The following is a 14,164-nucleotide window of genomic DNA, read 5'->3' as shown; positions in this document are numbered from 1 at the left end:
TCCTAATAAACAGCCTAGTTATTTGTAGTAAACATTTATAAAATTGGTATTATTCACAACCATTATTATCTAACAATATACTCCCACTGCCACCAGAGGGGCAATCCCTAATCATATTCTTCAACTCAAACTTATACAACTCATAAATATCATCAACAACATCATTAGGATCGTCAAACACATCCTCACTCGTATCAAACTCTACTTGACCACTACTACTAGCAACCTTCAGATTTTTAATAGGTGTGATACCAGCTTTAATAACTTCCGCATCAGGTAACTCCCGTCTGAAAGCCAAACTAAAATCAAATTCTTTGACTAGACTCTGAAAATAATTAACATTTTGCCCACTGCTATAACGCTTTTGCAACTTATTAAAATCAAGACTCTCACCACCAGAAATACTCTCAGTATCACCACCAGACTCAGTTTCACTTCCCGCCTCAAGATTACCACCACATAAAGGTTTATTCCGACTACCTAACCCATGACTACCAACTACCCGACCATTGCTATCAAACACAGGTCCTCCACTCATACCAGCAGCAGTTTCATCAGTGTAAAAAATACTATAGCCCTGATGTTGAGGATCGGCATTAATCTTTCCCCTAACTGGACCCCAAGCTAAACGTCGTTGTCTGCGAGCTACTCTTTCACGACATCTACCTGTCTGCGGGTCTTTCTCTCTTTCAGGGTCAGGCCACCCAGAAATATAAACTCTGTCACTGAGATTCACCTGACGTGAGTCTCCTAGGGGGGCAACTGTATAATTTTTCTTGCTTTCAAATGTAACTATCGCTAAATCTATACCCCTGACCTGATCTGTGCCAATAGTATAATCAACTATATCGGTGTTAAGAATAAAGCGATCGCGACAACCAAATCTCACCAATACTGTCAATTTTGGACTACCTTTTAGAGGACACCCTCTACCATCATTAACATCTTTAATAATATGAATTATCCCATCATAAGTTCTAATTCCATAGTAAGGTTTTCCTCCTAATTGTTGCCAATAATCTTTGCTATCTAGGTGTCTTTGTAAAAAATTGTGGGCGACCGTTAGTACATAATATTTATTTCCTTTTTTAGCAATAATTACCCCTGAACCTGGATTCCAAATACCTGATTTTCGTAATGGATTATTACGATTTTCTTCTAAGTCTTGCCGTAATTCAGGAGTTAGTGCAGGAGCAATTAGTACAGTTGTTTGTCTGGCGATAGAATTAATTTCCTCTATTGAAAGTTGAGCGAAAGCAGGAGTTGATGCTAGACAACTGAACAATATGCCACCTAGAAAAATAGATAATTTTTTAGTTTTTTTTCTAAAAAAATGTAGCATTTTTTCCCCTTGCAAAACTTTATATTTTCGTAAGTCCTCAGCCATCATTTATTAACTATATCGTCTTGAGAGGAGGAATTAATATCGATAAATTCAGATAAAATTAAAAGTATGGATAAATGCTGAGTTGATAATCATAGCAATTTATATCATGTCCGGATAATTAGTCATAAAAAAACTTTCTCCTCCTTATAACTAATAACTTTCTCCTCTTCACTCCTGACTCCTGACTCCTGACTCCTGACTCCTGAGGACTCCCTCGTTATTTAGGGCTTGCTGATTAACTCTAAAAGCCTTTATCTGTAAGTTATTTAGCCTTTTTTCACAGAAATAAATGTCACCTTTTTGCTTACTCTAGTTCAAAATATGAGCATTTTGAGCAGACAAGGGCGGAAAAATCTCAGACAATTCTTTCTTCTACTTCCTCTGTAATTCCTATTCCTCCTAACTCCTGACTTCTGACTCCTGACTCCTGACTCCTACCCTTACCATGCATACTTTTTCAGCAAACCCTATTTATAACTATTCAATCGGACATGATATTATTTATTCATTCAAAAGCTAAGGAGTCGTGTAAGAATAACCTGAACAGTTTTTTTTAATGGAACCTAGATTTCACAATCTATTTCAGATCAAATTTGTAGAACTTATTTTTACATGACGCCTAAGAGCTGACTACTAATAGCTATTTGCGGACCATTCCGACACGGAAATGCTTGGATATTTTCTGATATTTCCTAGTCTAACAAAAGACTCCCATCTCCACCAGATGGTTTATCCCGACCAAGATTTTCTACATCAAAACTAAAAAGTTTATAGATATTGTCTATCTTATCGTTAGGATCTTCAAACCCCCCCTCTTTTGTTTGATTTGGATCGATCGATTCAGGTCTTTGATTTTGAGTCATCAATTCAGGATTTTCTAGTATTGTTATATCTGAATTTCCCGACCTATAATTTTCGATTTGGCTACTTACATCAGGAGTCTTAATTTGAGGAATTTTTCTTATTTCTGATTGAATTATCCTTTGTGAAGGAGCTTCTAATTTAAAAGATAAATTCATTTCTATATCCTGAATCAACTTTCGAGAATAATTAACATTTTGGGCACTGCTATACATCTTCTGTAAATCATAAATTGATTTTGAAGTATTATCCAAGTCTAATGTCGAATTATTTTTATTTTTATTTGAGTCATTCTCTAAGTTACTTTTAGATTCAAATTCTGGAAAACCTGGGAAATCACCTTGCCTTTTCTGCTCTTCATTTTTCAACCTAGTATTTTCAGACTCAAACACATTAAAAGGGTCTGAATCATTTTCTACCTCCAATTGATTCTTTGAGGATGAATTATTATTAGATATTGGTTCATATATTTGTCCACAAATAGGTTTATTTGTCGAGCCTCGTCCGTGAATTCCAACTACCTCTCCGCCACTATTAAACACAGGACCACCACTCATCCCTGGACGAGTATAATCTGTATAATATAATCCATAACCATTATCTTTTTCACTAACAGGAATAGAAGCTTTTAATGGTCCCCATGCTAGGCGTCTTTGCCTTTCAGGTGCAGGATCTTTACAAATTATTTTTCCTTCAGAATCTAATTGCATATTTCCATCAAGTTTTAGCTTCGGTTCTGCTTCAATTTTCGGCCAACCAGAAATATAAACAATATCTTCTTCTTGTAATTTACTAGCATCTCCTAAGGTCGCAACAGGATAGTTTTTTTGACTTTCAAAACTAAGTATTGCTAAATCATAACCATTTATTTTTTTGTTTTCAAAACAACCAAATCTTACTAAAGCTGTTTCTACTTTTTTATTTTTTATTGCTTCTAAAAATCTATTAGTACATTCTCTACCATCATTGATTTTTGTAACTTGATGAACTTTTCTGTCACTTGTTAGTATGCCATAATCTGCATCTTGACTTACTTGTTCCTGACTAAAGTTATGAGTTACTGTCAAAACATAGTATTTTTTACCTTGTTTAGCAATAATTACCCCTGAACCTACTGTCCATCTTGCTACAGGTTTTCTATTTAATAAATCCTTTAATTCAGCTTTAGTTAACCTGGGAGCAATTAGAACAGTAGTTTGTTTAGCTATAGAGTTAATTTCTTCTACTGTTAATTTGGCAGGTACAGCATCTACTACCTTACCAATACTAATAATAATTCCAGCTATAGAAGTTATAAATATATACCTAATATTTATCATCTTTTTTTTTACATCTACTCATCATTTTTGTGTCAAAAAAATATCAACTAATTGGTAAGCATTCAGCTCTTATCAGTCAGCTATTAGCAAATAATGAAAATTCCTTATAAGCTTAAAGAGGTGTACTTTGACAGTAACTGTTAATTCTATCTCAATTTATTTTACCGAAAAATTCAGGTATAAAGTCTCTGAATTCATGCAGGAAAAAGAAAAAAATCCTTTTAGCCAATCCTCTTCGTTTATAATAATTAATAATTAATTATTAATTATTGAACAAGATTCAACTTAGCAATAGGAATTGCCCAACTAGCAACAAGCAATTCTTCCACTAGCTCTTCTGAAGGTTGACTACCATCAAAAAATCGATAGGCATCTAAACCACCAAAAGCATATTTTGTCCGACCAATAATCCCAACAAGTTCACCATCTTGATTCAAAACAGGTCCTCCACTCATCCCAACTTCAATCTCATTACTCATGCCAATTTTGTAGCCTTTCTCCAAAGGTAAATTCAGTACATGAATAATCTTTCCTTTCGTAAAATTATATGATTGAATTCCTAAATCTATAGTAGGAACTAAATTTACTGGTTTTTGCTGATAATTAGGAAATCCAGTAACATAAACTTCCTCTCCTAAACTGAAGATCAAATTCTCACTAACAACGGCAACTGGGTACTGATTATTTGTGGAAAATTTAACCACTGCCAAATCTATATCTCTAAAATTAAATCTACTATCCCTCTGGGTAGTATGTTCTTTTCCATCCGAAGTTAAAACTACAAATTTTGCTCCTTGATTAGAATCAATTACATGGGCGCAAGTTAGCACAAAATATTCAGTTCCTACTTGAGAAATAATCACCCCAGAACCAGCAATATTTTCTCCTACTAATCTCACAGTAATAGGTTGAGCTATTTCTTCCACAACAGGATTTGACTTAAAAGTAGAAATTTCCTGCATTTGTGGAATATTAATTCCTTCCGCTGGGGTTGATGCTACTGGTAAAATACAAATCTCCAAAAAAGTTGGAATTATTGCCATTAAACTTATCAATTTTTTCATTTAATTAACTTCTCATTTTGAGTCTAATTAATCTTTATGTTCCAGCTTTTTTTGTTCTTCAGTTATCACTTCATAAATCAAATTTTCCATATCCACTTCCAGTATTTTTTCCTGATTTACTGATGCTGCTTTTAAATTATCATCAATAACTACCAATTTTTCTACCCATTCATCTCCCTGATTTTTCACATTTTCAATATCACTACTTTCAAATATTAAAATAGTACTAGCTTTGCCTTTCAGGGAACTTACTAGATGAGTCAGAATTTTCCCGTTAGTACCTCTATTATTACTTCTAAGAGTCCACAACAAATTACTTGAATCACAACCTCCTGCTTTAGCTGCACAAACTACAGCCATACCATTAAATATTCCTTCACTTAAAGGAGGCATTTTTGGTTTTCCTCCCCTCATAAAATGCTGATTAAATCTATCTGTAACTGCCTGACAACGAACTTCTGGAGTATACTTGTCACCAAATTCTAACGAACCTGTCTGTGTCCATTGAATTAAAGGTCTATTAGCAGCTTTTTTCCATGCTCCAACTATTTCACCTTGACGATTACGACGTGCTTGGTATATTGCTAGCTCTGTTTGATTGTCTGGTGTACATTCAAACTTATATTTGTATGCGTAACGGCGACTAAAACGTATATTCTTAGGATTAGCAGAATCAGTGGAACCGTCCTCATGAACATCTCCAGACGTACTCATTTGATGAGCTAATTTAGTATTGAAGTTTGTAAGTTGGGCCAAACTTGAATTTGTTTTTAGAATTAGAACTTGAGCAGCGATCGCCACTAGACAAACTATAAGTAATATCTTTTGTTGTATCATAATTATTAATATTTCCTACCTCTATCATTCTTTAAAACCTTTATTTACTACTATTTTAGCTTTCTTTATTTTTATTGATTTTTCAGGAAGTTTGTTCTGCTTCCCATCTAAATTATGATGCTTGTTTGTTCAATATTATCGTTTCAATTATATTTTCTATCTAGATAGGTATTGATTCATCAAAAAAAATCTCCGAGATACCCCATTAGTCTACCAACTGGGGAAGTATAGAATTGGGGATTTGAAAGGGTTGGTGCAAGCAATACTCTATAGACCATTTGGTATCTTTTTCAAGCTAAATACGCTTGCTGAAGTAGCTAGTATATCGAGCAATTTCAGGCACTTGTAATGGCCGAGTGAGAACTATTTATGCCAACAATGATTAAACCAAGAAAATGTAAGGCTGATGATTTGGAGAAGGATATCTCAAATGTCTTCTATAAACTAACTATAGCAAATACCTAAATTTTACGGGTGTTAATTTTTTATGGAAAACTGATAGTATTATCAATTTAGTTTGTATAATTATTATTCCTACACTCTTTTTGGTAGAGCAGTGGAGCGGTAGCAGATTTTTTCCCAGACTTTGGAAGTCCCTCTTTTAGATAGAGCGATCTGAAAAAACATAGGTTATTTTTAGTCTCTTTAGGATATATATTGTCATTTTTTTGTCCAAACACCGAAAAATATGTAATCAGATTTTGATTTCTGTTTGATTTTTTTAGTCAAACAACAAACAATATAAGACCTCGCCCTTAAGGGCGGGGCTTAAAGTAAAAAAAAGCTGTAAGTATTGTATATCAATACTTACAGCTTTTTTATTCAGTTGATTATTTGTTGTAAATGTAAAGATATATTACAATAATAGAGTTAAAGCGGTTTAACGGCTTGACATTCCCGAAAAGAGCCGTTAGTGTAATATACATACCCGGGTAAACAAGTTGACTGTCATATGCAAGACAAGCAAAAAGTTACATTATATATACAACCAGAACTGCATCGCAAGCTCAAAATAAGGGCTGCAGTTGACTCGGAACCAATGTCATCAATAGCAGAAAGGGCTATCCTATTTTATTTAGAAAACCCAGAAATAGTTGATGAATCAGGTTCAATATATGGACAGACCCACCGGGTATACACTTGTCCAGAGTGTACAAGTTCACTTGTAATGCGAGAAGGAGATCTCCTCTCCCTCAAAAGTCAGCCAAGTGTACTAGCAGACCAAAATATTCCAGTTAAGCAAACCCCGGAATCAGAAAAATCTGAAGCTCAACCTGGAGAGCAAGAGTTAGTTCCCTGCTAAATTAATTCTGATGACTTAATTAAAGAGATAATTCAAAGCTCCAACAAGTCATAACTGCTAGGGAAAAAAAGATAAGTTCAATTAAGCAATCGTAAACTTTGTACCGTCTCTATTTAGATCGAGGACTATGAAAGAAGAACTCAATATTCTCATCCAAGCTCAATATCCTCTGATCTACCTCGTAACCTCCGAGGAAGAGCGGTCAGAGCAGACAATTGCAGCATTAGCTCAAGCCAAGTCCCCACGGAAAGTGTTTGTTTGGACAGTTACTCACGGTATTGTAGAGTATGGCCAAAGCAAAAACACTACTCAGCATAACACAGTCTCACCAGAGGCAGCTATAGAGTGGGCAATTAGGCAGCGAGATCCTAATACTGGTGCTGGAATATATGTATTCAAGGATTTGCACCCATTTATCGACTCACCACCAGTTACCAGGTGGTTAAGAGATGCGATCGCTAGTTTTAAAGGCACAAACAAGACAATTATATTAATGTCTCCCATGCAAAATGTGCCAATAGAACTGGAAAAGGAAGTAGTTGTCCTTGACTTCCCACTGCCAGATATGAAGGAATTGAATCAAGTTCTCTCACGACAATTAGAGCATAGTAAAAACCGTCGTATTTCCACAGAGACAAGGGAAAAGCTCCTGAAAGCAACTTTGGGTTTGACAAAAGATGAAGCAGAAAAAGTATATCGTAAAGCCCAAGTAACAGCAGGACGCCTAACTGAAAAGGAAGTAGACATTGTACTATCTGAGAAAAAACAGCTAATCAAGCGCAACGGCATACTAGAGTATATAGAAGAAGATGAAACTATAGATGCTGTAGGTGGTCTAGAGGAACTGAAACGTTGGTTAAGGCAACGTTCTGATGCCTTCACAGAGCGTGCCCGAGAATATGGACTACCTCAACCAAAAGGGATGCTAATTCTCGGAATACCTGGATGTGGCAAGTCTCTAATAGCAAAGACTACATCTCGTCTTTGGGGTCTACCTTTATTGCGCTTAGATATGGGACGTGTATACGATGGTTCAATGGTAGGGCGTTCTGAAGCTAACTTACGAAATGCTCTCAAAACAGCCGAGTCAATTTCACCGGCAATTCTATTTATAGATGAATTGGATAAAGCCTTTGCAGGTACTACAGGTTCAGCCGACTCTGATGGAGGTACTTCTAGCCGGATATTTGGTTCATTCCTAACTTGGATGCAAGAAAAAGTTTCTCCAGTATTTGTGATGGCAACTGCCAACCGAGTAGAACGTCTACCAGGAGAGTTTTTGAGAAAAGGTAGGTTTGATGAAATTTTCTTTGTAGATTTACCAAACAAAGAAGAACGCCAAGATATTTTCAAAATTCACCTAGCAAAAAGACGTCGAGATATTGAACGCTTCGATCTCGATCAACTATCTAATGTATCCGATGGCTTTTCAGGTGCAGAAATAGAGCAAGCCATAATCGCTGCTATGTATGAAGCATTTGCTCAAGATAGAGAATTTACGCAGCTAGATATTATTGCCGCAATTAAATCTACACTACCGTTATCAAAGACCATGACAGAGCAAGTTACTGCTCTACGGGATTGGGCTAGACAACGTGCGCGGCCTGCTGCCTCTTCAGTCGCCGAGTATCAAAGACTGGAGTTCTAAAAGCTTTCTCCTGGTTTAAACAGGAGTAAAGGCTAGTAAACTAGATAAAGTTGCTAGCAGTTCCTAAAAAAAACCACATATGCTCAAAATCAATTCAACGATTATGAGTTGTGGTACTGTTAGATAAAAACCGTTGTTGTTTCTGTTTTGATTTTAAATTTAGGAGGAAACCCAAATGTCTCACTTCAGCACACTACGTACTAAGATCACTGACGCTGAAATCTTAAAAGCTTCCCTGCGTGATTTGGGAGTCACAGTTAAAACTAATGCTGATGTTCGTGGCTACAATGGCCAACGTGTACGTTCTGATATCGTTGCTGTTCTAGAAGGCGAATATGATTTAGGCTGGTCTTGCAACAGCGATGGTTCCTTTGACCTAATCGCTGATTTATGGGGTGTTGCTAAGAAGCACAATCAAACTGAGTTGATCAATTCCATCAATCAGAAGTATGCCGTTAACAAAACCTTAGCTGCTGTTAAGCAACGTGGTCTGCAAAACGCTAATGTCAAATTAGTAGTGCAGAAGTAATCTATTTGCGCGTTCCCAAGTTTGCGGGTTAACCAAAATCGGGTTAGCCCGTTTTTTTAGCTATTTTGATCGGAACTTGTATTAAGCTGGGAGTAGATAATACTAACCAAGCCATAACTCTTCAGTGGGTTGACGTTTCATCGGATGCTGCTAACTAATGCGTTAATAATTGCGCTTTCCCCCGCGTCAGTTTAGAGTTTCCGTTTCGCTTCGCGAACAGATACTTAAATGCTAGCTTCAATCTAGCTATGGCGGGGAGTTTCCCCGTGACAGCTTGTGGACTGGATAACGCCGACGTTGCCAGAATGAAGCAGGAACAGAAAATTTGCCAAAAATCAGATAATTATAGATTTGTTGAGATTTTTGTATATTTCTGAGAACGGTAGAAATACTCCTATCAATTCTAAACGAATAGAAATATAATTTTGCTGAACTAAAAAAACTCTAGTATGATAGCTGTTGAGTTTAACAATCACAAGATACAATAAATAGTGCTAATTTTCATGCAGACAGAAGCTTTCAGTGAGCTTTTTCCTTTATTTAAGGGAGCCAACCCAGAAACCTTGGAATGGCTTCTCTCTGTTGCAGTAAAACACGAGTATCCCTCAGACAGAGTAGTATTAATGGAAGATGCTTGGGGTAATGCTGTTTACTTCCTGGTATCAGGCTGGGTAAAAGTAAGACGCAGGTTGTCCCCTGACAACTCAGTTGCATTGGCTATTCTGGGGAGAGGAGATTTTTTTGGTGAAATGGCCATTCTAGATGAATCACCCCGCTCAAATGATGTTGTTGCCCTATCTCCAGTTCGTTTGATTAGTATTTCGGCTCAAAGATTTATTCAAACTCTTTTCAAAGACCCTCAGTTACATCACCGAATGCTGCAACTGATGGTTAAGCGTCTCAGGCAGACAAACGTTCGTTATCAACTGCGTCATAGACCTCCAGCAGTAAAACTTGCTAATACATTAGTAGAATTAGCCGAAAATTACGGTCAGACTACGGAAAAAACCTGTGAAATATTTAATATTCCTGACCAAGATTTAGCTGATGTAACAGATATCACAATTGAAGAAACTAGCAAAATAATGGCAAAATTACATACTAAGGGTTGGATTAGTAGAGATTCAGAACATCAGGTAATCCATTTACTTAATCTCAAACATTTAATGCATTTAGCTAGTCAGTAAACTAGATTAATGATTTTTGATACAGTAAAATTTTTGACAAGAAGTAAAAAATTGATTAAATTATAGCTATTTTTGTCGAAAAATTTACATTAATAACTGAGATTAATATTATGTGAAAAATAGAAATAAAATATATATATTTAAGTCACAATCAAATAGTTCATATTAAAAATAAATAACTATGACTGAAGCTAGAATAGTACCCCTCAGTCCCACAATTACAACCCCAGCAATTAAATATAAAGTATCTATGCCTCATCCAGAATCCCATCTGTTTGAGGTTAGTTTGTCTGTTAGAGTTGAACAACTATCCTCCTCATTATTAGAAACATCTAAAAAACTGGATTTAAAAATGCCAGTATGGACGCCAGGTTCTTACTTAGTGAGGGAATATGCTAAACATTTGCAATATTTCTGTGCCTATAGTGAAAATGAACGACCTTTACCTTGGCAAAAAATTAGCAAAAATCATTGGCAAATAGAAACATTAGGAGTTTCAGAAGTAATAGTTCAATACAGAATATTTGCTAATGAATTGACAGTGCGCACTAATCATTTAGACTCTACACATGGTTATTTTAATGGGGCGGCTTTGTTCTTTTATATTCCTGAATGTGAGAAAAATCCGATTAGGATAAAAGTTATTCCACCTAAATATGATTGGCAAATAACGACATCTTTACCAAAGATTCCAGATACAGAAAATACCTTTGAAGCAGAAGATTTTGATACTTTAGTAGATAGTCCTTTTGAGATAGGTAGTCATCAATTAGATCAATTTGAAGTACAAGGAAAAAAACATCAATTAGCTATTTGGGGAAAGGGTAATGCGGAACCAGAAAAACTAATTCCAGATATACAAAAAATTATTGAAGTAGAAGCAGAGGTTTTTGGTGGTTTGCCTTATGAAGAATATTTATTTATTTTGCATAGTTCTAGTAAAGGTTTTGGTGGTTTAGAACATAAGTTTAGTTGTACTTTAAATTATCCGAGATTCGGTTTTAGGAATAAGGAAAAACGCGATCGCTTTATGCAGTTAGTCGCTCATGAATTTTTCCACTTATGGAATGTTAAGCGGATTCGACCTAAAGCATTAGAAGTTTTTGATTATGAACGGGAAAATTATACTCCTTCTCTATGGTTTTCTGAAGGTACAACCAGTTATTATGACTTATTAATTCCTTTGAGAGCTGGTATCTATGATATTAAAACTTTCTTGAAAGGATTAGGAAAAGAAATTACACTTCTGTTAACAATAATAGGACGAAAAGTACAACCAGTAAGTGAGTCTAGTTGGGATGCTTGGATTAAATTATATCGTCGGGACGCTAATAGTAATAACTGTCAGATTTCCTATTATTTAAAGGGAGCAATGATATCTTTATTGCTTGATTTGTTAATCCGAGAAAAATATGAAAATCAACGCTCGCTAGATGATGTGATGCGTCAAATGTGGGATAAGTTTGGTAAGTCAGAAATAGGTTTTACTCCAGAACAATTAAAAAGTGTAATTGAAGAGGTAGCAGAATTAGATTTGGGAGACTTCTTTGATAGGTATATTGATGGTGTAGATGAGTTGCCTTTTGATGAATATCTCAGACCTTTTGGCCTGGGACTTAAAAAAGAAGATAATGAATGGCCTGATTTGGGTATGAATGTCGTTAGTGAGAATAACAAAGAAATAATTAAATTTGTTCAACATCAGGGACCAGCACAGTTGGCGGGATTAGATGCAGGGGATGAGTTACTGGCAATAGATGGTTTTCGGGTAAATGCAGATAAGTTGAGCGATCGCCTGAAAGATTATCAACCAGGGGATGTTTTAGAAGTAACAGTTTTCCATCAGGATGAACTTATTACTACTCAAGTAACTTTGGCTCACCCTAGTCCCAGTCGTTACCAAGTTGTACCAGTGAAAAACCCTACGGCAAAACAACAAGAAAATTTTGCTGGGTGGTTGGGAGTTTCATTAGAATCTATTTGATTTATAGGTGATATTTTGGCGTGGGTAAATCAAGAGATGAAATTTTCAGACTAATCCCCTTGTGATAACTCTAAATGTTTAACCAGAGTAAGTAATGGCTGTCACCCCTGCTAAAAAATCATCTTACTAATTACCAACGCCGATATTTTTCTTCGTTCTTTCTCATTTCAAAAGGGAGTAGGGAGTAGGGAGTAGGGAGTAGGGAAAACTCTTGTTATTTATTTAATTTTCCTGCATGGCAAAATCCAGCTCTTCCCTAACTACAAAAAAAAGTTAATGTAGCAGTATTTTTTGAAACTAGTATCAAAGGAAATATTTAAAAATTATCAAATCGTTGATAATAGCTATTAGCTTGATGATAGGTTAGAAGTTGAGCTATGAATAGCCAATAATTGAGGAAAAATTTATGGCAGTCCAACCACCTCCACCCCCATCTATTACTCCACGCCAGATGAATTTGTTGCGGATTGTTGCTTATATGGCATGGTCAGACGGACAACTGGCGCAAGAGGAAGTCGATCTAATGTTGAAGCGCTTCAGTAGTTTATTTGCTACAGGAGATTCCCAACAACAACTTCAAGAGGAATTACGGGATTATCTCATGCAAAATATACCATTGGAGGAATCAATTCCCAAATTAGAAAGCCAACAGGAAAGGGAACTGGTACTAAAATTAGGTTATGAAGTAATTGCTTGTAGTGCTCGTACTCCTGATGAGCCAAATATTAATGAAGAGGAAGAAGTTGCTTATCAAAAATTAAAGCAGTTACTTAATCTTTCACGGGATGTAGTAGAGCGTATAGAAGCTGAGGCAAATACTGAAGTTAATCAGCAAGAGGGAATAGTTGAGATGATGACTCGTGGTCTACAGCAATTTATGCAAAATTAAATTGATTGATGGTAAATGCAGCAACTTATTTATTGTTGCTTTTTTTCACCCTCTTTTACTTTCTTCAAATTCAGGAAGTAACTGAGGGTTGATATTTTTATGGGATTTATATTTGAGATATGAAAATAAACACCTTAAATTTATCAGAGGGTTTTCCTTTTGATAAAATTGTCCTACCAGTTATAATTGAATATAATTGATTGTATTCTCTGTTGAGATAAATTTTATAGTATAAAGATTGCTTATTTAAGAATACGCTTTTTAGTTCAGGACAAAAACTGTATGGCGATCGCTACCAAATTATTAAGCAAATTGGTAAGGGAGGTTTTGCTATTACTTATCTAGCTGAAGATAGCAAAGGTAAGCAGGTAGTAATTAAAACTTTAGAATGAAAATGCTCAAAATAGTAATGAAAATGCTCAAAATAGTCCTGATTTAGAACAGTTAAAAGTATCTTTTAAAGATGAAGCTCTTAAATTAGCTTCGTGTAATTATCCTCATATTGTTAAATATGAAAATTTTTTCAATGAAGATGAACTTCCTTGTTTAGTTATGGAGTATATTGATGGTCTAAACTTATGGGAAGCTGTCAACAAGGAAGGTGTATTAGATGAATTTAAGGCATTATTATTTGTTCAACAAATTGGCTCTGCTTTAATGGAAACTTATAGTAAAGGTTTACTTCATCGAGATGCCAAACCAAATAACATTATATTGCGTCGAAGTAACTGGGAGGTAGTATTAATTGATTTTGGTTTATCTAGACAATTTCATAATCAAAATCAAGGGAAAAATGAACCTTTGAATCATGGTTTTGCTACCCTATAACAATCTATTCAAGGTTTACCACAGAGATAATTTACCGAATAATTAATAATTAAATAATTCAGCTTTATTAGCCTCCCCAATAAAGGAGAAAAAGCGGTCGTTTGCTCGCATTAGTAGTATGGGATGCTGAGGAAACCTAGCCATATCCAATCACCAACGCGAAAAATAAATTTTTTCCTTTTAGTCAATCCTCTCCCTAAAAGGGAGAGGTAATTAGGGTTTGCTGAAAAAGTCTTATGGGTGAGGGTAGGAGTCAACCCACCCCTAACCCCTCCCAGGAGGGGAAGTCAGGAGGAATGGGGAATGAGCGAGGAGGCAGGAGGAAAAA

Annotated in this window: 10 protein-coding genes and 1 pseudogene; 7 read left to right on the top strand and 4 right to left on the bottom strand. The window is 35.6% G+C overall.

Features of this window, described 5'->3' with window-relative positions; translation table 11 throughout:
* Positions 1–49 precede the first annotated feature (49 nt).
* The 4 genes from ACP6PM_RS03930 to ACP6PM_RS03915 form a co-directional block, all read right to left on the bottom strand.
* Positions 50–1,342, bottom strand: a complete 1,293-nt coding sequence (locus ACP6PM_RS03930; RefSeq protein ID WP_426582026.1) for a S1 family peptidase — start codon at positions 1,340–1,342, stop codon at positions 50–52.
* A gap of 737 nt (positions 1,343–2,079) precedes the next feature.
* Positions 2,080–3,567 (bottom strand): S1 family peptidase, encoded by a 1,488-nt coding sequence (locus ACP6PM_RS03925; RefSeq protein ID WP_426582024.1) that lies wholly within the window; start codon positions 3,565–3,567, stop codon positions 2,080–2,082.
* A 266-nt stretch (positions 3,568–3,833) separates the two neighbouring features.
* Positions 3,834–4,610, bottom strand: coding sequence for a S1 family peptidase (locus ACP6PM_RS03920; protein WP_426582022.1), 777 nt, complete (start codon positions 4,608–4,610; stop codon positions 3,834–3,836).
* 48 nt (positions 4,611–4,658) lie between these two features.
* Positions 4,659–5,468 carry a COP23 domain-containing protein gene (locus ACP6PM_RS03915; RefSeq protein ID WP_426582020.1) on the bottom strand — a complete coding sequence of 270 codons (810 nt, stop codon included), beginning with the start codon at positions 5,466–5,468 and terminating at the stop codon, positions 4,659–4,661.
* 952 nt (positions 5,469–6,420) lie between these two features.
* Here ACP6PM_RS03915 and ACP6PM_RS03910 point away from each other — a divergent pair.
* The 7 genes and pseudogenes from ACP6PM_RS03910 to ACP6PM_RS03880 form a co-directional block, all read left to right on the top strand.
* On the top strand, positions 6,421–6,771 hold the full coding sequence (locus ACP6PM_RS03910) for a slr0373 family blue light stress response protein (protein WP_426582018.1): 351 nt from the start codon (positions 6,421–6,423) through the stop codon (positions 6,769–6,771).
* A 127-nt stretch (positions 6,772–6,898) separates the two neighbouring features.
* Entirely contained in the window at positions 6,899–8,419 is a 1,521-nt protein-coding gene (ycf46, locus tag ACP6PM_RS03905; RefSeq protein WP_426582016.1) for a stress-responsive protein Ycf46, read from the top strand.
* A gap of 175 nt (positions 8,420–8,594) precedes the next feature.
* Positions 8,595–8,948 (top strand): DUF1257 domain-containing protein, encoded by a 354-nt coding sequence (locus ACP6PM_RS03900; protein WP_293093237.1) that lies wholly within the window; start codon positions 8,595–8,597, stop codon positions 8,946–8,948.
* A 503-nt stretch (positions 8,949–9,451) separates the two neighbouring features.
* A complete protein-coding gene (locus ACP6PM_RS03895; protein WP_426582054.1) occupies positions 9,452–10,135 on the top strand; it encodes a Crp/Fnr family transcriptional regulator in 684 nt (227 codons plus the stop codon).
* Between the two features lie 181 nt (positions 10,136–10,316).
* A complete protein-coding gene (locus ACP6PM_RS03890) occupies positions 10,317–12,119 on the top strand; it encodes a M61 family metallopeptidase (protein ID WP_426582014.1) in 1,803 nt (600 codons plus the stop codon).
* 406 nt (positions 12,120–12,525) lie between these two features.
* Entirely contained in the window at positions 12,526–13,008 is a 483-nt protein-coding gene (locus ACP6PM_RS03885; RefSeq protein ID WP_426582013.1) for a tellurite resistance TerB family protein, read from the top strand.
* Positions 13,009–13,461: 453 nt separating this feature from the next.
* Positions 13,462–13,836, top strand: a pseudogene (locus tag ACP6PM_RS03880) (serine/threonine protein kinase); the annotation flags it as partial.
* Positions 13,837–14,164: the final 328 nt, after the last annotated feature.

This window comes from Dapis brunnea BLCC-M229, assembly GCF_050015995.1.
Lineage (GTDB): Bacteria > Cyanobacteriota > Cyanobacteriia > Cyanobacteriales > Microcoleaceae > Trichodesmium.
Note: the sequence above shows the minus strand (reverse complement) of the source record. Positions and strands in the feature narration are given on the sequence as shown.

Excerpts from the sequence above, each read along its gene's own strand:
- ACP6PM_RS03900 (WP_293093237.1), top strand. The coding sequence starts at position 8,595 with ATGTCTCACTTCAGCACACTACGTACTAAGATCACTGACGCTGAAATC.
- ACP6PM_RS03915 (WP_426582020.1), bottom strand. The coding sequence starts at position 5,468 with ATGATACAACAAAAGATATTACTTATAGTTTGTCTAGTGGCGATCGCT.
- ycf46 (WP_426582016.1), top strand. The coding sequence starts at position 6,899 with ATGAAAGAAGAACTCAATATTCTCATCCAAGCTCAATATCCTCTGATC.
- ACP6PM_RS03920 (WP_426582022.1), bottom strand. The coding sequence starts at position 4,610 with ATGGCAATAATTCCAACTTTTTTGGAGATTTGTATTTTACCAGTAGCA.
- ACP6PM_RS03890 (WP_426582014.1), top strand. The coding sequence starts at position 10,317 with ATGACTGAAGCTAGAATAGTACCCCTCAGTCCCACAATTACAACCCCA.
- ACP6PM_RS03930 (WP_426582026.1), bottom strand. The coding sequence starts at position 1,342 with ATGCTACATTTTTTTAGAAAAAAAACTAAAAAATTATCTATTTTTCTA.
- ACP6PM_RS03925 (WP_426582024.1), bottom strand. The coding sequence starts at position 3,567 with ATGATAAATATTAGGTATATATTTATAACTTCTATAGCTGGAATTATT.
- ACP6PM_RS03885 (WP_426582013.1), top strand. The coding sequence starts at position 12,526 with ATGGCAGTCCAACCACCTCCACCCCCATCTATTACTCCACGCCAGATG.
- ACP6PM_RS03910 (WP_426582018.1), top strand. The coding sequence starts at position 6,421 with ATGCAAGACAAGCAAAAAGTTACATTATATATACAACCAGAACTGCAT.
- ACP6PM_RS03895 (WP_426582054.1), top strand. The coding sequence starts at position 9,452 with ATGCAGACAGAAGCTTTCAGTGAGCTTTTTCCTTTATTTAAGGGAGCC.